The sequence below is a fragment of the Brevundimonas huaxiensis genome, from assembly GCF_014218725.1.
GTDB classification, from domain to species: Bacteria; Pseudomonadota; Alphaproteobacteria; order Caulobacterales; family Caulobacteraceae; genus Brevundimonas; species Brevundimonas huaxiensis.
In genome coordinates this window covers 125,471-146,452 of sequence record NZ_JABBJE010000002.1, presented here as the reverse complement: position 1 = coordinate 146,452, position 20,982 = coordinate 125,471, and the positions used below count along the sequence as shown (strand labels likewise).

Below are 20,982 nucleotides of genomic sequence, written 5' to 3'. Positions count from 1 at the left end.
GACCGCCGGGTCGCCTCCCTTTTTTTACGCGCCGTTGGCGTCGCGATCAGAAGAACAGGGCGTCGCCCTTTCGCTCCGGCGCCGGACGGCCTTCGGGCTGCTGCGGGTTCGGCGCATCGCGATAGCTGCCCTTGGGTGACGCCGGGCTGGACGGCTGGGGCGACGGCGGCTGCATCGGCGCCTGTTCGTCCGGGACATAGGGTTCGCCGGCCAGGGGATCGACGGGTTCGATGGGCAGGCCGTTCTGATCCAGGCCGCTCATCAGATCGCCGACCGGATCGGGCGCGACCCAGCCCTCGGGCATGGGCGGACCATTGGGGATGGCGGGGGCGTCCAGGCGCGGCAAGGCCGCCTCCATGAAGCCCTTCCAGATGGCGGCCGGCGACGAGCCGCCGGTCACGCCGCGCATGGCGGTGTTGTCGTCCTTGCCCACCCAGACGGCGGTGACGAAGCCGCCGGTATAGCCGACGAACCAGGCGTCCTTGTAATCCGAGGTCGTGCCGGTCTTGCCGGCCAGGTCGCGGCCCGAGATCGCAGCCGACCGACCCGAGCCGCTGGTCACCACGCCGCGCAGCATCTGGTTCATGTAGTACAGCGACGGATTGTTGATCGCCTGGCCGCTCTGGCCCGACTGGCGCTGATAGATGACGCGGCCCTGGGGCGTGCGGATGCGGCTGATGCCATAGGCGTCGACGCGGCGCCCGCCGTTGGCGAAGGCGTCATAGGCGGTGGCCATCTCGATCGGCGAGACCTCGACCGCGCCCAGCGCCATCGCCGGCTCCAGCCCGATGCGGCTTTCTATGCCCAGACGCCGCGCGGCGCGCGCCACGCTGTCGCGCCCGACCTGATCGGCGACATAGGCCGCGACCGTATTGGTCGACTGGGCCACGGCCTGGGCCAGGGTCATGTTTCCGCTGAAGGTGCCGGAATAGTTGCGAGGCGACCAGTTGCCGATGGTGATCGGCTGATCGACCACCGGGGTCTGGGGCGTATAGCCGGCCTCGACCGCCGCCAGATAGACGAACGGCTTGAAGGCCGAGCCCGCCTGGCGCCTGGCGTCGACGGCGCGGTTGAACTGGCTGTCGGCATAAGAGGAGCCGCCGATCATGGCGCGCACCCGGCCGTCGCCGTCCAGCGCGACCAGGGCCGCCTGCTGCACGCCCTTGCCGGCGTCGCGGTCCAGGATGCGGCGCACCGACCGCTCGGCCGCCGTCTGCAGCGTCAGGTCCAGAGTCGTCTCGACCACCATGTCCTCGGTCGGCTCGCCGACCAGGCTGCGGATCGACTTGTCCAGCCAGTCGATGAAATACTGGGCGTGCTGGGTCGCCAGGGTGCGCGAGACGATGACCGGCTGGGTCACGGCCTGTTCGCGCTGGGCCGCGGTGATGACGCCGGCCTCTTCCATCTCGTTCAGCACGACGGTGGCGCGGGCGGCTGCGCGTTCGCTCTCGGACACCGGCGAATAGCGCGAGGGCGCCTTCAGCAGGCCGGCCAGCAGCGCGGCCTCTCCGACCGTCAGGTTCTTGGCCGACTTGTCGAAATAGCGCTGCGACGCCGCCTCGATCCCATAGGCCCCGGCGCCGAAATAGACCCGGTTCAGATACAGGGCCAGGATCTCCTTCTTGGAGAATTTCATCTCCAGCCAGACGGCCAGCATCAGTTCCTGCACCTTTCGGCGCATGTTCTGGTCGGGCGTCAGGAACAGGTTCTTGGCCAGCTGTTGCGTCAGGGTCGAGCCGCCCTGCACCACCCGCCCGGCGCGGACGTTGGTCGCCATCGCCCGCATCATGCCGATGGGGTCGAAGCCGGGGTGGTGATAGAAGCGCCGGTCCTCGATGGCGATGAAGGCGGCCGGCACATAGTCCGGCAGCGCGTCCAGATCGGCGGGCGGCGCCATCTGGGTGCCCCGGGTCGCGATCAGCGCCCCATTGCGATCCAGATAGGTGATCGAGGGCTGGCGATCGACCTGGTACAGGCTGGAGGTGTCCGGCAGGCCGCGCGCAAAGACGGCGAAGAAGACGACCAGGAAGATCAGCCCCCAGACCGCCAGCACGGCGCTCCAGTAGAACAACCTTCCCAAGGCCGACCGGCGGGGCTTGCCCTGCGCCTGTGGTCCGCCCGCATTCACCGGTCCCGCCATGTCCGTCCTTCAGATGCCGCGCTGGGCGAGTTTTCGTTCATCGGCTGTGTATCGCGTATGAACGCGCGCCGAAACGGTGCCGCCGACTTCACGGGATCGTGAGCGGCTATTTCGCCGAAAGAAAGGCGCGGCGGGCCAGCCACACGCCGCTTTTTGCCCCATCATATTCCACGCGCAATCCGGCGTCGGCCAGCAGGGCGCGATAGGCCTCCGGGTCCAGACTGGCGTGATAGAGCGGCTCGCCCCGCCACTGTCCGATGGTCTCGCCGTGCGCCTGACCAGAGGTGAACATCAGCCGCCCGCCCTCGGCGACGCACGCGGCCAGCGCCGGCAGCACCCTGCTCTGATCGTCGGGGCTGAGATGAAACAGACTGTGCCAGGCCAGAACGCCGTCAAACGGACCCGCCGGAAATTCAGCGCGCATATCCGCGACCGACCACACGCCCGTCGGCAGCGTCGCCTGAGCATGGGCGATCAGGCCCGGCGACGCATCCATGCCCGTCACCTGATGTCCCCGCTCCAGCAGGGCGGCCTCAATCGGCCAGCCCGAACCGCAGCCGACGTCCAGAATAGATGCGCCTGCAGGCAAGTCCGCAACGAACCGATCCAGCCAGACCGCTTCGTCCACCCCGCCGTCGCCGGAATAAAGGGTCGCGCCCCGATCCCGGACCCAGTCGTCGGCCTTGTCCCGATAAAGGCCGACGATCCGTTTCGCGGACGGGTGGGTCACGACGGCCTATTTCGCCACGAAGGCATCCAGGTCGGCGTAGAAGGCCTGGGGCTGGTCGAACATGATGAAGTGAGCGCTGTCGTCGATCCGTTTCAGCGTCACGCCCGGCAGGCCGGCATAGGACATCTGATAGATGCTGTCGGTGATCTGGGGCGTCATGCGCGGATCGTTGAACTTGGCGTACACCACCTCGGTCGGTGCGGTGATCTTGGACAGTTCGGGACGCAGGTCCGTCGTGATCAGTTCGCGGAAGGCGGCGGCCGAGACCTTCTGGTCGCTTTCGCGCATGTCTTCCAACGCCTCGGCGCGACGGCTTTCGGTGTTGATCATGCCGTTGATGCTGGTGGTCGCCTGGGCGACATAGGCCTCGCGCGGGCTGTTGGCCTGGGCGGCCCAGATCTGGTCCGCAACCGGGGTCACGCTTTCGGCCGAGGCGCCCGGCGCAGCGAACATCGCGCCCATGAAGGGGATCATGTCCACGACCATCAGCTTGCCGACCGCATCGGGATGGCGCGCGGCCAGCATCATGCCGATGGTCCCGCCCATCGAATGGCCGACGACGACAGGCTTGGTCAGGCCCCTTTCGCGGATATAGCGGGCGATCTCTTCGGCGACAGGCGCAGCGACGGGCGACGGCGTCGCGCCCTGCGCATTGCCCTCGGCCGGCGCGCCGGCGAACCCCTGCACATGAATGCGGTGCACGCGCCAACCCACGCCGTCCTGCGCCGTCAGATGATCCACCGTCCCCTGCCAGACCTCGGGCGACGAGCTGAGCCCGGGGATCAGGATGATGTCACGACCATCCATATCGCCATCGACGCGAACGTGGATGCGGTCGGACTGGAAATCGGCGTGCTGATGGCCGTGGGCGTGACCCGCCTCCGCGTGGGCGCCATGCCCGTCCTGCGCCAGGGCGGCCGGTGCGACGCACAGCAGGGCGGCGGCCGCTGCGGCGCCGACGGTGCGGTTCAGAATGGATACGATGGTCATGATCAAACTCCCCTTTGACGCCCGCTTATGCCCCGCCGACTTTGATATGTAAAGTTCTCTGTCAGACGACATGAGACAGGCGCCGCGCGGCTCTGTTAGACAGTCGGCATGAAGCCCGCCGACGCCGCTCCCGTCCAGTCCCCCCAGGTCGAACCCGCCCCTTCAAAAGCCGGCGCGCAGCCGTTCGGCAAGGGGTTCGTCACCGACGCCTGGTATTTCGTCGCCCTGGGCCGCGACGTCGCCCCGGCCAGCCTGAAACGCTACGAGATCATGGGCGAGCCGGTGCTGATCGGCCGCACCCGCGCCGGCCAGGTCTATGCGATGCGCGACATCTGTCCCCACCGCGCCGCGCCCCTGTCGGCCGGCAAGCTGGTGGAGAAGCCCGGAGAGGGCGAGACGGTCGAATGCCCCTACCACGGCTGGCGCTTCCGCCCCGACGGCGTCTGCGCCGCCATTCCTTCGCTGGTCGAGGATCAGGCGTTCGAGGCGAACCGCATCCGCGTGCGGTCCTATCCGGTGCGCGAGAGCCAGGGCATCGTCTTCGTCTGGATGGCGTCGGACGCCCGCAATCCGATGGAGCCGGACCATGAGCCGCCGGTCTTCCCCGGCGTGGTCGGCGGCGAGGCCAAGCTGGTCGAGGCGATGGATTTCGACAGCCATATCGACCACGCGGTCGTCGGCCTGATGGACCCCGCCCACGGCCCCTACGTCCACCAGCAATGGTGGTGGCGGTCCGAGCATTCGATGCACGAGAAATCCAAGGCCTTCGCCCCGACCGAATTCGGCTGGGCCATGGTGCGCCATGCGCCGTCGTCGAACAGCCGCCTCTACAAGATCCTGGGCGGGGCGCCCGCGACCGAGATCACCTTCCGCCTGCCGGGCTTCCGCTGGGAGCATATTCAGGTGGGCGAAAAACAGGTCCTGGCCCTGACCTGCCTGACCCCGATTACCGACACCAAGACGCGCATCACCCAAATCTTCTGGTCCGACCACTGGGTGTTCGGCCTGGCCAAACCCTTCCTGCGGATGGGGGTGGTGGCCTTCCTGAAGCAGGACGGCGGCATGGTGAACCTGCAGAACGAGGGCCTGCGCTACGACCCCGCCCTGATCTGGATCGACGATGCCGACAAACAGGCCAAATGGTATCAGCAGCTGAAGCGCGAATGGGCCAAGAGCCGCGCCGAGGATCGGCCGTTCGTCAATCCGATCCAGCCTGTAACGCTGAGGTGGAAAAGCTGAAGACGAACGCCTGCTCCCCGCATCGTGGGGAGGAGACACCGGGTTATTACAGCTTCAGCCCGTGCTCGGCGGCCAGATCGACCAGCTTCACCATCGGGCGCGGGCCCCAGTGGGCGATGACTTCAGAGGCGGCCAGAGAGCCCAGCTTGCCGGCCTCTTCCAGCGTCAGGCCGCGCGCGAGGCCCAGCAGGAAGCCGGCGGCGTACTGGTCGCCGGCGCCGGTGGTGTCGATGACTTTGGCGACCGGATAGGCGGCGACGACGACGCGGTCCTCGCCCTTGATCACGACTGAGCCCTGCTCGCCGCGCGTCACGGCGGCGATCTCGACGATGGCGGCCAGTTTTGCGGCGGCGGCGTCGAAGTCTTCGGTCTCGAACAGGGCGCCCAGCTCGGCTTCGTTAGCCAGGACGATGTCGGCGGACTGGGTGATGAAGTCCAGCAGTTCGGCGCGCCAGCGGGCGACGACGAAGGTGTCCGACAGGGTGATGGCCACCCTGCGGCCGGCCTTGTGCGCGGCGGCGGCGGCGCGTTCGAAGGCGGCGCGGGCGGGCGCCGGGTCGAACAGATAGCCTTCCAGATAGACGATCTCGCTGGCGCCGATCAGGGCCTCGTCGATGTCGTCGGCATACAGCTGGTTTGCGGCGCCCAGGAAGGTCGCCATGGTGCGTGCGCCGTCCGACAGCACATTGATCAGGCAGCGACCGGTGCCGAAACCCTGATCCGCCCCGCCCGTCAGGACCGGCGTGTCGAAGTGAACGCCGGCGGCGCGGATGTCGTGGGTGAAGACCTCGCCCAGCGTATCGTCGGCGACCTTGCCGATATAGGCCGCGCGGCCGCCGAACGAGCCGACGCCCGCCACGGTGTTGCCGGCCGATCCGCCCGAGGCCTCCACGCCCGGCGCCATGGCGTCATACAGGGCGGCGCTGCGTTCGGCGTCGACCAGCTGCATGGAGTTGGGCGCCAGGTCCTGGGCCGTCAGGAAGGCGGCGTCGCAGGGGCTGAGGACATCGACGATGGCGTTGCCGACGGCGCAGACGTCATATTGGGCGGTGTTCTGGGTCATGGTCGCGCCTTAGCCGGTCAACGCCCGCACGTCACCCGAAATCACATACGGAAGCCCTTATATGCCGGCCCACGCTTCGGTATGAGGACCGCATGACCCAGATCGCCGTCCTGACCCCCGATCCCGCCGACAAGACCTATGTCGGGCGCTGGCCCGAGGTGCTGGAACGGTTGAAGGCGACGTTGGAGAGCACGGGCGCGACGGTCACGGCCACGCCCTGGACCGATCATGTCGAGGACGCGTCGGGCCTCAAGGGCTATGACCTGATCCTGCCGGTCATCGCCTGGGGCTATCACCGCGATCATGGGCGCTGGCTGAAGGCCTGCGCGACGTGGCGCGAGGCCGGCCTGGCGGTCGCCAATCCCGCCGAGGTGCTGCGCTGGAACTCGGACAAGGCCTATCTGGCGCGGCTGGCGGACAAGGGCGTGCCGATTTCGCAGACGCGCTGGACCGACCGCGTGACCCAGCATCAGGTGGACGCCGCCTTCGTCGAGACGGGTGCGCCGGTGCTGATCGTTAAACCCACGGTGTCGGCCGGGGCGTTTCGCACCCTGCGCCTGACGCCGAGCGAGGTGTTGAGCGATGCGCCCGAGGGCGCGGCGATGATCCAGCCCTATCTAAAGTCGATCGAGACCGAGGGCGAGACCTCGCTGCTGTTCTTCGGCGGCCGGTTCAGCCATGCTGTCAACAAGCGTCCCTTGGCGGGCGACTTCCGCATCCAGGTCCAGTTCGGCGGTCTGTACAGGGCCGTGACGCCGGACGCGGCGGCGATGGCCTTGGCCGAGCAGGTGCTGGCCGCCATCGATGAGCCGCTGCTCTACGCCCGCATCGACATGGCCCGCGACGACGCCGGTCGATGGGTGCTGATGGAGGCCGAACTGATCGAGCCGGACTTCTACCTAGACCACGACCCCGCGAACGGCGCCGGCTTCGCCGAGGCCGTGAAAGCGCGGTTGGAGGCCGCCTCGCGCTGAACCCGGCCCGAACCGGGCCTGGAGCTCAGAACTCTTTCCAGTCCGATTGAACGGCGGCCACGGCCGCCCGCCCGCCGCCGCCAGCCGCCATGCGGGCGCGCGCAGGGGCGGCGTGGGCCCGGGCGAAGCTTTCGACGCGCGCCTTCATCTGCTGGACGGGGGCCGAGTGAATCGGCGTCGGGGCCGCGGCCACTTGGCTGGTTTCGAAGCGGCCGACCAGTTCGGCCAGTTCGGCGGCCTCGCGGCTCAGGCTCAGGCTGGCGGCGGTGGACTGCTCGACCATGGCCGCGTTCTGCTGGGTGACCTGGTCCATCTGGTTCACGGCGGTGTTGACCTGGGCCAGACCCACCGCCTGTTCCTGGGTCGAGGCGCGGATCTCGCTCATCAGGGTCGTGATCTCCTCGATCCGGCCGGCGATGCCGGTCAGGGCCTCGCCCGACTGCCGCACCAGAACGACCCCGTCCCTGACCTGGCTGGAGCTTGCCGAGATCAGCGTCTTGATCTCCTTGGCCGATTCCGCCGACCGTTGGGCCAGGGCGCGCACTTCGGAGGCCACGACAGCAAAGCCGCGACCCGCCTCGCCCGCACGGGCGGCCTCGACGCCGGCGTTCAGCGCCAGGAGATTGGTCTGGAAGGCGATCTCGTCGATCACGCCAATGATCTGGCTGATCTCGTTGGACGAGCGTTCGATCTCACCCATGGCCGCGACGGCCTTCTGGACGACGACGCCGCCGGTCTCGGCCTGGGTCCGCCCCTGGGTGACGACAGTGTCGGCGGCCTGGGCGTTCTCAGCCGTCTTGCGCACGGTGGCGGTGATCTGGTCCAGCGCGGCGGCTGTCTCTTCCAGACTGGCGGCCTGCTGTTCGGTGCGGCGCGACAGGTCTTCGGCGGCGCTGCCGATCTCCTGCGCGCCCGACTGCATCGACCCGGCGTTGACGCCAATGACGCTGACCGCCTGATCCAGCGTCGCCATGGCCTGGTTGAAGTTGTCGCGAAGGATTGCGTAGTCGCCCGGGAAATCGTCCTGAATACGATAGGAAAGGTCGCCGGCGGCCATGGCCGACAAGCCCTTGGCCGTGCCTGCGACAACAGCGGCCTGGACCTGGGCGGCCTGACGATCGGCCTCGACGCGGCGCTCGCGCTCTTCCTCGACGGCGGTGACGTCCGTGGCGAACTTGACCACCTTGTAGGGGCGTCCGTCGCTGTCCAGAATTGGATTGTAGCTGGCCTCGATCACCACCCGCTGGCCGCTCTTGCCGTAGCGCACAAACTTGTCCGCCACGAACTCACCGGCGTTCAGCTTTCGCCACAACTCGGCATAGGCTGGCGTCTGCGCCTCAGTCGGATCGACGAACATCCTGTGGTGACGTCCGACAATCTCAGCCGGCTCATATCCAACCACCGATAGGAAGTTCTGATTGGCCTCCAGAATGACGCCATCCAGATCGAACTGGATGACTGCTTGAGAGCGACTGACGGCAGCCATCATGTTGCGCAGCTCGTTGAGCGTCTTGTCATCTCTGGTTTTGGCGAAAAGTCGCAATGCAAAAATCTTTCGTGCTGAGATGAACGTTAATGCCACGTCAACACTTTAAATCGGGTGTCAGCATGGTTAGCGCGCTAAAGGCTCAACCTGGGGGAGAATATTCCTCTGCGGTCTAGCTTTAGCCGCCTTAAAGCCGCTACGCCGCCTGCTGGTTCCATGAGGTCATATTTGTCGCAACGCCCTACCCTGCTGTCGTCAGATCAGCGCAGCGCCCTTCAGCTCGACGTCGCCATGACGCTGATGGTGACAGCCAAGCGGTGGAGGTTACGTGTCGCCGATCTGTTCCGAGAGTCCGGTCACACGGGCGCGCCGACCGTGGTGCTTTATTTCCTGGCGGACGAGCCCAAGGGCCTGACGCTTTCCGAGTTGGCGAACAGGATGGAGCTGTCCGGCGCGTCGCTGACCCGTCTGGTGCAAAGACTCGAGAAGGACGGCATGGTCAGCCGGCGTCGGATGATCGGCGACGGCCGGTCATGGCTGATCCAGATGGAGCCGGCCGGGCGCGCCGAAATCGAGGCGTTCGAGATCCATGCCGCGGCCATGCGCGAACGCATGTTCGAAGGCGTTTCGGACGAGGATATGGCTGCCGCACGTCGCGTGCTGAAGGCCTTGGCTGAGAAGCTGACCCACGGCCCCGACGCCGCTCCGGGGATCTAGCCCGCCGCCTCGCCCAGCGCCATCAGGCCTGCCCGCGACGGGCACAGGTCGGCGATGATGCAAGACAGGCATTTGGGTTTGCGCGCCGTGCAGGTGTAGCGGCCGTGCAGGATCAGCCAGTGGTGCGCCTTGGGCAGCCAGTCCTCCGGCACGACCTTGAACAGCTGGGCCTCGACCTTGTCCGGCGTTCCGGCATTGGCCAGGCCCAGCCGGTGCGAGACGCGAAAGACGTGGGTGTCGACGGCGATGGCCGCCTCGATCCCCAGTTCGTTCAGAACCACCGAGGCCGTCTTGCGCCCCACGCCGGGCAGGGCCTGAAGATCGGCGCGGTTCAGCGGGACCTCGCCGCCATGCTGGTCCAGCACGATGCGGCTCAGCGCGATGACGTTCCGCGCCTTGCCGCGATAAAGGCCGATGGAGGCGATGTAGGGGATCAGCCCCTCCTCGCCCAGGGCCAGCATCTTCTCCGGCGTGTCCGCGACCTTGAACAGCCGCTCGGTCGCCTTGTTGACCGACACGTCCGTCGCCTGGGCCGACAGGGCGACGGCGACGACCAGGGTGAAGGGATTGGAGAAATCCAGTTCGGTCTTGGGCTCGGGCATGACGCCGGACAGGCGTTCGAAGATCGCCTCGACGCGGTCTTCGTCGGGCGGCCAGCGCAGCATGGGTATGGCCGCCCCGGTCATCACGGCCGGGCGTTTGGCAGGCTTGGCGGCGGGCTTTCTGGCCTTGGCGGGCTTCATGCCTCGCTGTCGTCCTCGGGGCGGCGCGGGTCAAGACCCAGGCCCTTGAGCGCTTGGGCGGTCAGGGCGGCGTCGGCGGCGCGCTCGCCCTCCATCCAGGCGCCGTGGGCCGTGCCGTAATAGACCGGCGCGGTCGCCTCGCCGGCCAGGAAAATGCGGTCCTCGACCGACGTGCGCAGCTTCGCCCGATCCGCCGCATGGCCCGGCAAGGCATGGGAATAGGCCCCGCGCGACCAGGGATCGACGCCCCATCCGCTGATCGCGACCGCCTCCAAGCGCCGGCGCATGTCCGACCCCAGAGCCGCGACCAGTTCGGACACGGCGAAGTCGAACAGGGCGGCCGGCCCCTGCGCCTCCAGCCCCCAGGCGAGGTCGGCCCCGAAATAGGCCTCGATCATCGGCCGCCCGAACGGCCGCAGGTGATAGCCGCCGGTCTCGGCCGTATCGGTGCGGGTCCACAGCTGGGTGTCGGGCTGGAAATCGCCGGCGCCGCGCACCGTCATATGCACCTTGGACGCCAGGCCCAGCGGCACGCCCGCCGTCGCCTCGAGCAGGGCCGGAACCGGCGGATCGATGCGGATCGCCTCGCCGGCGATCAGGCTGTTGGGCACCGTCAGGATGACGATCCGCGCCGTCAGTTCACCGCGATTCGTTTCCAGCCGCAGCACCGGTCCCGAACGGTCGATGCGGCTGACGGCGCAGTCCGTGACCGTGATGGACGAAACAGCCTCGCCCAGCCGGGCGATCAGCCGGCCATAGCCCTCGCGCACCCGCCAGTTCACGCCGGTGTCGACATAGGCGTCATAATCCAGGCTGGACACCTCGGCGAACCGCGCGCCGTTCAAGGCGCCCGAGATGGCGTCCATGTGCGGGTTCCAGCGACTGTCGGGATCGAAGAAGTCCGACGCCGGGCGATCCTCACCTAGCGACGCCGCCTCGCTCACCCGCTGGTCGAAGGCGGCGAAGGCCTCGCCGAACGCGGCCTGATCCGCGCGGGTCATTTCGTGGTCGAAGGCCTGAGTGCGCCAGGGCGGCGGGGTCTGATCCAGCGTCAGCCCCTCGGACTCGACCCGTCCGGCCAGCACATTGTCGTCGGCCGAATGCAGCCAGCCGCACCCCATGTCCAAGCCTTCGCCCTCGGCCCGAACCGTCCAGGCGCGCCCCCCGATCCGGTCGCGGGCCTCCAGCACCAGAACCGACAGGCCGGGCCGCAACAGACGGCGCGCGGCGGCGATGCCGGCGGCGCCTGCGCCGATCACCACGACATCGACCCGGGACGGCAGCGGCTGGGAGGCGGAGATGCGGGCGTTCATGGGGTCAGGACATACACGAAAACCGGTCGTGATCGGCGCCGTTCCGGTCGCCTATTGATTTTTGGACGGCGCGGTCCATTTTAGCGCCGCTTCAAAACGCCGCACCTCCCCCGGATATTCCATGTCGCCTGAACTCAAGAAACGCCTGCCGCTGTTTGCGGCCGCCCTCGTCGGCCTGGCCCTGATCGTGGGCGGCATCGTCTGGTGGGTGAACGGCCAGCGTTGGGAAAGCACCGACAACGCCTTCGTCCAGGCCGACACCACCCTGGTCAGCCCCCAACTGTCCGGCCGGGTCACCGAGGTTCTGGTGGGCGACAACCAGCGGGTCGCGGCGGGCCAGATCCTGGTCAAGCTGGACGATTCCGACCAGAAGGCTCAGCTCGCTCAGGCCGAGGCCAATCTGGCCGCCGCCATCGCCGCCGTCGGCCATGTCGACGCCCAGGCCGAGCAGGAACAGGCCACCATCGCCGCCCGCGCCGCCTCGGTCGCCCAGGCCAACGCCCAGGCCGGCCTGGCCCGCGCCGAGGTCGATCGTTACGGCAAGCTGGCCGAACAGGGCTGGGTCTCGCAGCAGCGCATCCAGACCGAGCGCGCCTCGGCCGCCACCGCCGCCGCCAGCGTGCAGCAGGCCCAGGCCGCCCTGGTCGCCGAACAACGCACCGCCGGCGTGCTGAGCTCGACCCGTCAGCAGAGCGTCGCCGCCGTCGAACAGGCCCGCGCCGTGGTCGAACAGGCCCGTATCGCGCTGGAGCGCACCGTCATCCGCGCCCCGGTCGCCGGCGTCGTCGGCGCCCGCAGCGTGCGGCCCGGCCAGTATGTCAACGCCGGCACGCAACTGCTGTCAGTCGTGCCCCTGACCAACACCTACATCGTCGCCAACTTCAAGGAGACGCAGCTGGACAAGGTGCGCCTGGGTCAAACCGTGGAGATTTCCGCCGACGCCTTCCCCGGCCGCAAGATCGAGGGCCGCGTGGACAGCTTCGCCCCCGCCACCGGGTCCGAATTCGCCCTGATCCCGGTCGAGAACGCCACGGGCAACTTCACCAAGATCACCCAGCGGGTGCCCGTCCGCATCGTCGTCAGCGGCGCAGACCGCAGCCTGGCCCTGCGTCCCGGCCTGTCGGTGGACGTCAAGATCGATTTAAAGAGCCAGGGCGGCCAGAGCTTCGCCGAAGCCGCCACGACGACCGGAGCCACAGGCCAGTGACCGCCGCCAACCCCGCCGCAGATGGCGGGGCCCCTGTCGCGCAAAAGGGTCCCGTCGCCGGCCATCCCGAAATCAACTGGACCATGCTGCTGCTGGGCTTCGCCGGCATGGTGGTGGGCCAGTTCATGGCCATTCTGGACATCCAGATCGTCGCCGCCTCCCTGCCCCAGATCCAGGCCGGCGTCGGGGCCTCGGCCGACGAGATCAGCTGGATCCAGACCGCCTATCTGATCCCAGAGGTGGTGATGATCCCCCTGTCGGGCTTCCTGTCGCGGCTGTGGGGGACGCAGCGGCTGTTTCTGGTCTCCTGCGCCGGCTTCGTTCTGATGAGCGTCGCCACGGGCCTTTCGTCGTCGATCGACATGATGATCCTGTTTAGGGCCATCCAGGGTTTCGTGGGCGGGGCCATGATCCCGACCGTCTTCGCCGTCGCCTTCACCGCCTTTCCGCCCGACAAGCGCGTCACCGCCAGCGTGGTCATGGGCCTGATCGTGACCTTGGCGCCGACCGTCGGGCCGACGCTGGGCGGGCACCTGACAGAGTGGCTGAGCTGGCGATGGCTGTTCTTCATCAATGTGGGACCGGGCCTGCTGGTGCTGTTTCTGGTTGGGCGCTACGGCAACTTCGACAAGGGCGATCCGTCGCTGGCCAAGGGGTTCGACTGGTGGGGCCTGGGCCTGATGGCCGTCTTTCTGATGTCGATGCAGTTTGTGCTGGAAGAGGGCGCCAAAAACGACTGGTTCGACGATACTCACATCCTGCTTTTGACCGTCGTGGCGGCGGTCGCCGGACCGATCTTCATCTGGCGGTCCCTGACCTATCGCCAGCCGATCGTGGAGTTGCGCGCCTTTGGCAATCGCAACTTCCTGGTCGGGTTCATCATGACCTTCATCGTCGGGTTCGCCCTGTTCGGCGGCACCTTCCTGCTGCCGCTCTTCCTGGGCCGCGTGCTCGGCTATTCGTCGTCAGAGGTCGGCACCACCATGGTCGTGTCGGGCCTGGCCATGTTCGCCACCGGCCCCTTCGCCGGACGACTGGTGCGCAAGCTGGATGCGCGGGTGCTGATGTTCGGCGGCTTCATGCTGTGCGCCTGGGGCATGTGGGAGGCGCGCGTCGTCACCGACGACTGGGGCTTCTGGAACTTCGCCTCGGTCCAGGCCTTCCGCGGCGTCGGCGTGATGCTGGCCATGATCGCGTCCCAGCAGGTGACGATGGCGACCCTGCCGCCGCACATGGTCAAGAACGCCTCGGGGCTGGTGAACCTGTCGCGCAACGTCGGCGGCGCCTTCGGCCTGGCGATCCTGAACACCAGCCTGACGTCCAACACCGCCCTGCACATGAGCGAACTGACCAGCGCCATCGGTCAGGGGGACCAGGCGATGCGCAACATGATGGCCGGCATGGCCCAGCGGTTCGCCGGCTCCATCGACCCGGCCGCCTCGGCGATGAAGGCCATCTATGGGATGTTGCAGAAACAGGCGACGACGATGGCGTTCGGCGACGCCTTCGCCCTGCTGGCCATCCTTTGCGCGGGCGCGGCCTTCGTCACCCTGGCCGCCCAGCCAGTGAAGGCCCAGGCCGGCGCCCCGCCCTCGGACGTCCACTGATGGCGCGCCGTCTCGGGCAGGTCGATGAACGCAAGAGCGAGGCGATCCTGGACGCCGCCGCGACCCTGTTCGCCGACAAGGGGTTGCAGGCCAAGATGGACGAGATCGCCAAACTGGCCGGCGTCTCCAAACAGACGGTCTATAATCGCTTCGCCTCCAAGCTGGAGATCGCCCAGGCCCTGGCGTCCAAGCGGGTCGAGGACATCGTCGCCCCCCTGCGCGGCGCCGGCGATCCGCAGACGGTGCTCGACAACTTGGCCCTGACGCTGCTGAACCGGGTGTGCAGCGGCGACAAGGTCGGCTCGATGCGCGGGGTCGCCCTGGTCTCGGTCGAGGCGCCTGACATCGCCCACGCCATCTATGAGGCCGGTCCGCGTCGCAGCCTGCGCGAACTGGCCGCCTGGCTGGCGGAACAGACGCGGCTGGGCCGAATGAGCGTCGCCGACCCGGAAGAGGCGGCCGAGATGTTCGCCGGCCTTGTGCTGGGACACGGCCATCTGCGCGCCATGCTGGATGTGCCGCAGTTGGAGGCCGACAAGCGCGCAGGCCGCGCCAGAGAGGCCGCGCGCATCTTCATGGCCGCCCATCCGCCCGCCACGGCCGCCAAGACTTCCTGAGCCCGGCGCGCTACAGTCGCCCACCCTGTCGCTTGAGACCGCCTTCATGCTGATCCACCTGTCCTCCTGGCCCGAAATCGATGCGCGACTGAACGACGGCGGTCCGCTGTCCAGGACGGTGGTCGTGCCCATCGGCTCCAACGAGCAGCACGGGCCGACGGGGCTTCTGGGCACCGATTGGCTGTGCCCCGAAATCATCGCCCATGCGGCCGAGAAGACCGACGCTGACCTGATCGTGGCCCCGACCTTCAACATCGGCATGGCCCAGCATCACCTGGCCTTCGCCGGCACCATCAGCCTGCGCCCCTCGACCTTCATGGCCGCGATCACCGACTGGGTGTCGTCCCTGAGCCGTCACGGGTTCGAGCGGATTTACTTCCTGAACGGTCACGGCGGGAACGTCGCGACCATCGAGGCGACGATCTCGGAAATCTACGCAGAGTGGAGCTTCGTCGAGGACAGCCCGCCCTTCGTCCTGAAGCTGAAGAACTGGTGGGACCTGCCCGGCGTCAATGGCCTGTGCAACCGCCTGTTCCCGACCGGCCACGGCATGCACGCCACCCCATCCGAGATCGCGGTGACGCAGGCCGCCTATCCCGAGCGGATCAAGACCGCCGACTACAGCCCGCAGATCGCGCCGAACGGGCCGATCCGCGACGCCCTCGACTATCGCGCCCGCTTCCCCGACGGCCGGATCGGCTCGGACCCAGGCCAGGCCAGCCCCGAGAAGGGCCAGCAGATCATCGACGCGGCGGTCCCCGCCCTGTTGAGTGACATCGCGGCCTTCGCCGCAGAGACCCAACCGGGAGCGTCGCTCTGACCCGCAAGACGCCCACAGCCGCCAGCGCCGCCGTCGTCGGCGCCGAAATCCTAGCCGCCTCGGCCGAGGTGATCGCGGCCCGCACCGGCCTGATGGCGCAGGGCCTGACCAGCGCCAAGGGGCAGGACCTCAGGGAACTGTCGCTGATGAGTTCCGAGAAGACCGAGGCGCTGTCCGCCTCCGCCGACGCCATGGCCGCCAGCGCCGGGGCCATCGGTCAGCGGCTGGGGCGCGTGGCGCTGGACGAGAGCGCCCATGCCCTGCGGGCGGCGGCGGCTGTGACCCAGGCCCGCACCCCGGCCCAGGCGGCCGAGGCCCAGTTCAGCTACGCCATTAGCTGGTGGAGCCGGGCGGCGGCCCAGGCCATGACCCTGAACGGCGAACTTCTGAAGGCTCAGGCCGAGGCGCTGGCCCCGATCCACAAGACGGCGACCGCCAACGCCAAACGGCTGCGCAAGACGCGCTAGGTCGGCTCCACCAGCTTCAGCTTGGGCTTCTTGACCTTGGCGGGGCGGTCGGCCTTTTTGGCGGCCTTCTCGGCCCTCTTGGCTTCTTTCTCGACCGCCTTCAGCGCCTTCTTGGCCGCCTTGGCCTCGGCCTTGGCGGCGTCAGGGGCGGCGTCGGCGGCGGCGGCCAGATCGGCCAGCTGATTGAGGAAGGTCTCGCGCTGGCCCTTGGGCAGCAGGGCCATGATCCGCTTGTCGGCGGCCTCGACCAGCGGGCGGGCGGCCTCCAGACGGGCGGCGCCCTCAGCCGACAGACGCACCGCCTTGGCGCGCGCATCCAGGGTCGAGCGTTCCCGCTCCAGCAGGCCCTTGGTCGTCATGCGCGCGACCAGATCGGCCAGGGTCGAGCGATCGATGCCGGTCATCCGCACCAGTTCGGTCTGGGTCAGGCCGGCCTTGATCGAGACCGCCTCCAGCACCGCGAACTGGCGCTGGGTCAGGCCGTCGGCGCCGGTCTCCTCGGCATAGATGTCGAGCGCCAGCTGCAAGGCGCGGTGCATCAGGTGGCTGGGCGAGGTGGCCAGGGGGCCGACCTTCCTTGCCGCTTTTCCCGCCTTCACCATCGCGCCGCTCCCCTGAAGTTTCGTCCGAACACGTATCAGCTCTGCTTTACGATTTGACGGGGAAAGCGCGTCGGTTCCGTGACAGTTCCGCTCGCGCCCTAGAGCCCCGTGTCGGGCGAGACGGGGGCCGGCTCGTCGTCCTTGATCAGGTGCTTCATGATGAAGAAGACCTGCCAGACGCCGAACACGGCCGAGGCGATCCACAGTCCGCCGCGGAAGGCGACCCATGTGTCGTCGGACTGGGTGCGCCAGACGATCTCGTTGATTATGCAGACGGCGGCGAAATACAGGCCGTAACGCAGGGTCAGCCCGCGCCAGCCCGCGTCGGTGATGCGGATCGCCTCGCCCAGCAGATATTTGAACGGATAGCGGTTCAGCGGCAGCGACCCCAGCAGAACGACCGCCAGCAGGCCGTTCTGGATCGACAGCTTGATCTTCAACAGGTTCGGATCGTGGAAGACGATGGTCAGCACGCCGAAGATCAGGGCGAAGCCGCCGGTCAGCAGCGGCAGGGGGGCCAGACGACGCTCGACCACATAGCCGACGATCAGGGCGATCAGCGAGGCGCCGACCAGGACCCACGTCGCCTGAACCAGGGCTTCCTGCCCGTCCAGACCGCGCGCGAATCGGTTGATCGCATAGGCGGCCATGAAGGCCACAAGCGCGCCGAAATCGACGGCCTGGCGGATGTTGGAAGCCTTTTTCGGCGTCTCGGTCATGTCAGTCTTCCAGTCCCACCAGTGAGCGGGAGAAGGCGCGGGCGTCGAACGGTTGCAAATCCTCGACCCCTTCGCCGACGCCGATCAGCATCAGGGGGGCGTCCGACGCCTGGGCCACCGGCACCAGCACGCCGCCGCGCGCCGTGCCGTCCAGCTTGGTCATGACTACGCCGGTCACGAAGGCGGTGCGGCCGAAGATCTGTTCCTGGGCCAGGGCGTTGCGGCCGACGGTGGCGTCCAGCACCAGCAGCGTGTCGTGCGGCGCCTCGGGATCGACCTTCTTCAGCACGCGGACGATCTTGAGCAGTTCGTCCATCAGGGCGGACTTGTTCTGAAGCCGGCCGGCGGTGTCGATCAGGACGACGTCATAGCCTTCGGCCCGCGCCTTGGTATAGGCGTCGAAGGCCAGGCCCGCGGCATCGGCGCCGTCGCGACGGCTCTCGAAGTCGGCGCCCGAGCGCTCGGCCCAGACCTTAAGCTGTTCGCGGGCGGCGGCGCGGAAGGTGTCGCCGGCCACGATCATCACCTTGGCGCCCTTGCCCGTCAGATCGGCGGCGATCTTACCGAGCGTCGTGGTCTTGCCCGATCCGTTCACCCCGACGAACAGAACGACATAGGGTTTGGGGCCGGACAGAGGGTCGAAGGTCGCCTGGCGCGGCGACAGTTCGGCGGCGACCGCCTCGGCCAGCGCCTCCTTGACCTCGCGCTCGGGCGCGTCCTTGCCAAACTTCAGCGCGCGAAAGCGTTCGACGATCCGGGCCGAGGCGGCCGGGCCGAGATCGCTCTCCAGCAAATGCTCCTCCAGCTGCTCCAGCGAGGCCTCGGACAGCGGTTCCTTGACGAAGGTGGCGACGACCTGATCGGTCATCTGTCTGGAGGAGCGCGAGAGCCCAGCGGACAGGCGCTGGAACCAGCCCTTTTTCGGCGTGTCGTTCATGCAGTGGCTTTAGCGGGGGCGAAGGCCAACGTCATCCGCATTCGCGAAGGTCGTCCGCGACGTTTCGGACGGTCGGCGACAAAAACACCGTCTAATTCGTCTAATTGGTCTGAAATCGAGGCCTCCCTGTCAGCGTGCGTGCGAAAGCGAGGAGTATACACCCCCGCAAAATCGACGATGGCGGAAGGTCGCGAGAAACCGGCAAGCCGTTGAAAGCGCGAGTTTTGGAGCCGCCGGTTAGGATGGCTGCCGTCATTTCGCTTTCGTCATCCTCCAGCAAGCCGGTGACGGCGCAGACCGTGGGACCCAGCAGCGCCGAAGGCGATGCGTCGGCTGGGCGAATGTTTGAAGCCTGGCGTGCACGACAGGTTCGCGCTCTCGCGCGCCGCTGCCCCCCCCCCCCGGTCGCTGCGCGTCGGAGGATGACGAAAGAGTACAGGCATGAAGTCGTTTCCGTCCCTTCATCATTCGCGCCTATATGAAGGCTGACGACCGGCGCGGGCCGGGTGATGCGGACGATCCGATGGCTGATGCTCTGTTCCATTCTCCCAAGACCCACGGCTTCGTGCGCGTGGCGGCGGCGACACCGGTCAGCCATGTGGGCGACCCCAAGGCGAACGGGCAAGATCACGTCGCGCTGATCCGTCAGGCGGGCGAGCAGGGCGTGGACCTGATGGTCTTTCCCGAGCTGTCGCTGTCGGCCTATGCGATCGACGATCTGCATATGCAGGCGGCGCTGCTGGACGAGGTCGAGCGGCAGATCGCCGTGGTCGCGGAGGCGACGGCCGAGGCGGACGTCGTGGCGGTGGTCGGGGCGCCGATCCGCAACGGCGACGCCCTATATAACTGCGCCGTGGTTATCGGGGCGGGCGAGGTGCTGGGGGTCGTGCCCAAGACCTATCTGCCCAACTACCGCGAATACTATGAGAAACGCTGGTTCGCGCCGGCGACGGCGCGCGCCGAGGACGTGATCGCGCTGAACGGCGAGACGGTGGATTTTGCGCCGGGCCTTTTGTTCGAGGCGGTCAACCGGCCGGGCTTCGTCTTCTCGGTTGAGATCTGCGAGGACTATTGGGCGCCGCTGCCGCCTTCGACACGGGCGGCGCTGGCGGGCGCGCGGATCCTGCTGAACCTGTCGGCGTCCAACATCGTCATCGGCAAGGCGGACGAGCGGGCGATGCTGAGCGCCAGCCATTCAGCGCGGACCCTGTCGGCCTATGTCTTCGCCGCCTCGGGCTGGGGCGAGAGCACCACCGACCTGGCCTGGGATGGGCAGGCGACGATCCATGAACTGGGGTCGAAGCTGGCCGAAGGCGAGCGGTTCGCCCTGGAGAGCCATCTGACGATCGCCGACGTGGACGTGGACCGGATCGGGCTGGACCGGTTGCGCAACGGCACCTTCGCCGAATGCGCTAGAAACGAAGGCGAGGCGGCGACGGTCGTGCCCTTCATGGCGCGCGAGGACCATGAGGCCAGCGAACTGATCCGGCCGCTGGACCGGTTCCCCTTCGTGCCGGACGACGCCGGGCGGCTGGATCAGGATTGCTATGAGGCCTTCAATATCCAGGTTCAGGGGCTGATGCGCCGCATGACGGCGACTGGCGCCAGGTCGCTGGTGATCGGCGTGTCCGGCGGGCTGGATTCGACCCAGGCCCTGCTGGTCGCGTGTCGCGCCTTCGACCGGCTGGATCTGCCGCGGACCAATATCCTGGGCTTCACCATGCCGGGGTTCGCGACCTCAGACGGGACCAAGTCCAACGCCTGGGCCCTGATGACCGCGCTGGGCGTCACGGGCGCCGAGATCGACATCCGCCCCGCCGCCGAACAGATGTTCAAGGACATCGGCCACCCCTACGCCGAGGGGCAGCCGGTGCACGACATCACCTTCGAGAACGTGCAGGCGGGCCTGAGGACCGACTATCTGTTCCGGCTGGCCAATCAGCACAAAGCCTTCGTGCTGGGGACCGGGGACCTGTCGGAACTGGCGCTGGGTTGGGCCACCTATGGCGTCGGCGACCATATGAGCCATTACAACGTCAACGGCGGGGTGGCGAAGACGTTGATCCGGCACCTGATCCGCTGGGTGGCGGCGGGCGACCTGATCGGCGCGGGCGCGCGCGACACGCTGCACGCCATTCTGGATACCGAGATCTCGCCCGAGCTGGTGCCGGCCAAGGATGGGGTGATCCAGTCGACGGAAGAAACCGTCGGCCCCTATGCGCTGAACGACTTCTTCCTGTTCTACATCAGCCGGTTCGGGATGACGCCGTCCAAGGTCGCCTTCCTGGCGCATCAGGCCTGGAGCGATGCGGGCGCGGGTGAATGGCCGGCGAATACGCCGGACGACGAAAAGGTCGAATACGATTTGGCGACGATCAAGGGCTGGCTGAGGAAGTTCCTGATCCGCTTCTTCCAGACCGCCCAGTTCAAGCGCTCGGCCCTGCCGAACGGGCCCAAGGTGGTCACCGGCGGATCGCTGTCGCCGCGCGGCGACTGGCGCGCGCCGTCGGACGGCAATGCGCGGGTGTGGCTGGACGAGCTGGACGCAAACGAACCGGACTGACCATCTCCTCCCCATTGCATGGGGAGGAGACGCGGCCCTAGAAGCTTG

Annotated in this window: 19 protein-coding genes; 9 read left to right on the top strand and 10 right to left on the bottom strand. The window is 67.7% G+C overall.

Annotated features, from left to right (window positions below):
- Nucleotides 1–46: 46 nt before the first annotated feature.
- The 3 genes from HF680_RS05880 to HF680_RS05870 all read right to left on the bottom strand — a co-directional run bounded on the left by HF680_RS05880 (nucleotide 47) and on the right by HF680_RS05870 (nucleotide 3,860).
- The gene (locus tag HF680_RS05880) at nucleotides 47–2,140 is read right to left on the bottom strand and encodes a transglycosylase domain-containing protein (protein WP_185224414.1); all 2,094 of its coding nucleotides are present in this window, start codon (nucleotides 2,138–2,140) and stop codon (nucleotides 47–49) included.
- A gap of 106 nt (nucleotides 2,141–2,246) precedes the next feature.
- A complete protein-coding gene (locus HF680_RS05875) occupies nucleotides 2,247–2,870 on the bottom strand; it encodes a class I SAM-dependent methyltransferase (RefSeq protein ID WP_185224413.1) in 624 nt (207 codons plus the stop codon).
- A gap of 6 nt (nucleotides 2,871–2,876) precedes the next feature.
- On the bottom strand, nucleotides 2,877–3,860 hold the full coding sequence (locus tag HF680_RS05870; protein WP_185224412.1) for an alpha/beta fold hydrolase: 984 nt from the start codon (nucleotides 3,858–3,860) through the stop codon (nucleotides 2,877–2,879).
- A gap of 108 nt (nucleotides 3,861–3,968) precedes the next feature.
- Here HF680_RS05870 and HF680_RS05865 point away from each other — a divergent pair, with 108 nt between their 5' ends.
- Nucleotides 3,969–5,099: an aromatic ring-hydroxylating oxygenase subunit alpha gene (locus tag HF680_RS05865; RefSeq protein WP_185224411.1), complete on the top strand. Its 1,131-nt coding sequence runs from the start codon at nucleotides 3,969–3,971 to the stop codon at nucleotides 5,097–5,099.
- Between the two features lie 46 nt (nucleotides 5,100–5,145).
- Here HF680_RS05865 and HF680_RS05860 read toward each other — a convergent pair whose 3' ends face one another.
- On the bottom strand, nucleotides 5,146–6,162 hold the full coding sequence (locus tag HF680_RS05860; protein ID WP_185224410.1) for an adenosine kinase: 1,017 nt from the start codon (nucleotides 6,160–6,162) through the stop codon (nucleotides 5,146–5,148).
- A gap of 92 nt (nucleotides 6,163–6,254) precedes the next feature.
- Between HF680_RS05860 and HF680_RS05855 the strand changes: the two genes are divergently transcribed.
- Nucleotides 6,255–7,136 carry an ATP-grasp domain-containing protein gene (locus HF680_RS05855; RefSeq protein ID WP_185224409.1) on the top strand — a complete coding sequence of 294 codons (882 nt, stop codon included), beginning with the start codon at nucleotides 6,255–6,257 and terminating at the stop codon, nucleotides 7,134–7,136.
- Nucleotides 7,137–7,161: 25 nt separating this feature from the next.
- On the opposite strand, the gene HF680_RS05850 is transcribed toward HF680_RS05855, so the two are convergent.
- On the bottom strand, nucleotides 7,162–8,625 hold the full coding sequence (locus tag HF680_RS05850) for a methyl-accepting chemotaxis protein (RefSeq protein ID WP_185224408.1): 1,464 nt from the start codon (nucleotides 8,623–8,625) through the stop codon (nucleotides 7,162–7,164).
- Nucleotides 8,626–8,850: 225 nt separating this feature from the next.
- Between HF680_RS05850 and HF680_RS05845 the strand changes: the two genes are divergently transcribed.
- Complete coding sequence (locus tag HF680_RS05845) at nucleotides 8,851–9,339, top strand: MarR family winged helix-turn-helix transcriptional regulator (RefSeq protein ID WP_185224407.1); 489 nt, start codon at nucleotides 8,851–8,853, stop codon at nucleotides 9,337–9,339.
- Here HF680_RS05845 and nth read toward each other — a convergent pair.
- Nucleotides 9,336–10,082 carry an endonuclease III gene (gene nth, locus HF680_RS05840; protein WP_045809554.1) on the bottom strand — a complete coding sequence of 249 codons (747 nt, stop codon included), beginning with the start codon at nucleotides 10,080–10,082 and terminating at the stop codon, nucleotides 9,336–9,338. The genes HF680_RS05845 and nth overlap by 4 nt on opposite strands.
- A complete protein-coding gene (locus HF680_RS05835; protein WP_185224406.1) occupies nucleotides 10,079–11,395 on the bottom strand; it encodes a flavin monoamine oxidase family protein in 1,317 nt (438 codons plus the stop codon). Before HF680_RS05835 ends, nth begins: the two co-directional genes overlap by 4 nt.
- Nucleotides 11,396–11,516: 121 nt before the next feature.
- Between HF680_RS05835 and HF680_RS05830 the strand changes: the two genes are divergently transcribed.
- From HF680_RS05830 to HF680_RS05810, 5 genes are all read left to right on the top strand, one after another.
- Nucleotides 11,517–12,602 (top strand): HlyD family secretion protein, encoded by a 1,086-nt coding sequence (locus HF680_RS05830; protein ID WP_045809552.1) that lies wholly within the window; start codon nucleotides 11,517–11,519, stop codon nucleotides 12,600–12,602.
- Nucleotides 12,599–14,209 (top strand): DHA2 family efflux MFS transporter permease subunit, encoded by a 1,611-nt coding sequence (locus HF680_RS05825; RefSeq protein ID WP_045809551.1) that lies wholly within the window; start codon nucleotides 12,599–12,601, stop codon nucleotides 14,207–14,209. The genes HF680_RS05830 and HF680_RS05825 overlap by 4 nt, the downstream gene beginning before the upstream one ends.
- A complete protein-coding gene (locus HF680_RS05820) occupies nucleotides 14,209–14,826 on the top strand; it encodes a TetR/AcrR family transcriptional regulator (protein ID WP_045809550.1) in 618 nt (205 codons plus the stop codon). Before HF680_RS05825 ends, HF680_RS05820 begins: the two co-directional genes overlap by 1 nt.
- A 46-nt stretch (nucleotides 14,827–14,872) precedes the next feature.
- A complete protein-coding gene (locus HF680_RS05815; protein ID WP_045809549.1) occupies nucleotides 14,873–15,646 on the top strand; it encodes a creatininase family protein in 774 nt (257 codons plus the stop codon).
- Nucleotides 15,647–15,714: 68 nt separating this feature from the next.
- Nucleotides 15,715–16,113: a phasin family protein gene (locus tag HF680_RS05810; RefSeq protein ID WP_052689433.1), complete on the top strand. Its 399-nt coding sequence runs from the start codon at nucleotides 15,715–15,717 to the stop codon at nucleotides 16,111–16,113.
- On the opposite strand, the gene HF680_RS05805 is transcribed toward HF680_RS05810, so the two are convergent.
- From HF680_RS05805 to ftsY, 3 genes are all read right to left on the bottom strand, one after another.
- Entirely contained in the window at nucleotides 16,110–16,715 is a 606-nt protein-coding gene (locus tag HF680_RS05805) for a MarR family winged helix-turn-helix transcriptional regulator (RefSeq protein WP_185224405.1), read from the bottom strand. The two genes, HF680_RS05810 and HF680_RS05805, sit on opposite strands and share 4 nt — an antisense overlap.
- A 98-nt stretch (nucleotides 16,716–16,813) precedes the next feature.
- Nucleotides 16,814–17,434 (bottom strand): inner membrane-spanning protein YciB, encoded by a 621-nt coding sequence (locus tag HF680_RS05800; protein ID WP_045809546.1) that lies wholly within the window; start codon nucleotides 17,432–17,434, stop codon nucleotides 16,814–16,816.
- A gap of 1 nt (nucleotide 17,435) precedes the next feature.
- Nucleotides 17,436–18,371, bottom strand: a complete 936-nt coding sequence (gene ftsY, locus HF680_RS05795; RefSeq protein ID WP_045809545.1) for a signal recognition particle-docking protein FtsY — start codon at nucleotides 18,369–18,371, stop codon at nucleotides 17,436–17,438.
- A gap of 523 nt (nucleotides 18,372–18,894) precedes the next feature.
- Here ftsY and HF680_RS05790 point away from each other — a divergent pair.
- Nucleotides 18,895–20,934: an NAD(+) synthase gene (locus HF680_RS05790; RefSeq protein ID WP_045809590.1), complete on the top strand. Its 2,040-nt coding sequence runs from the start codon at nucleotides 18,895–18,897 to the stop codon at nucleotides 20,932–20,934.
- Nucleotides 20,935–20,982 lie beyond the last annotated feature (48 nt).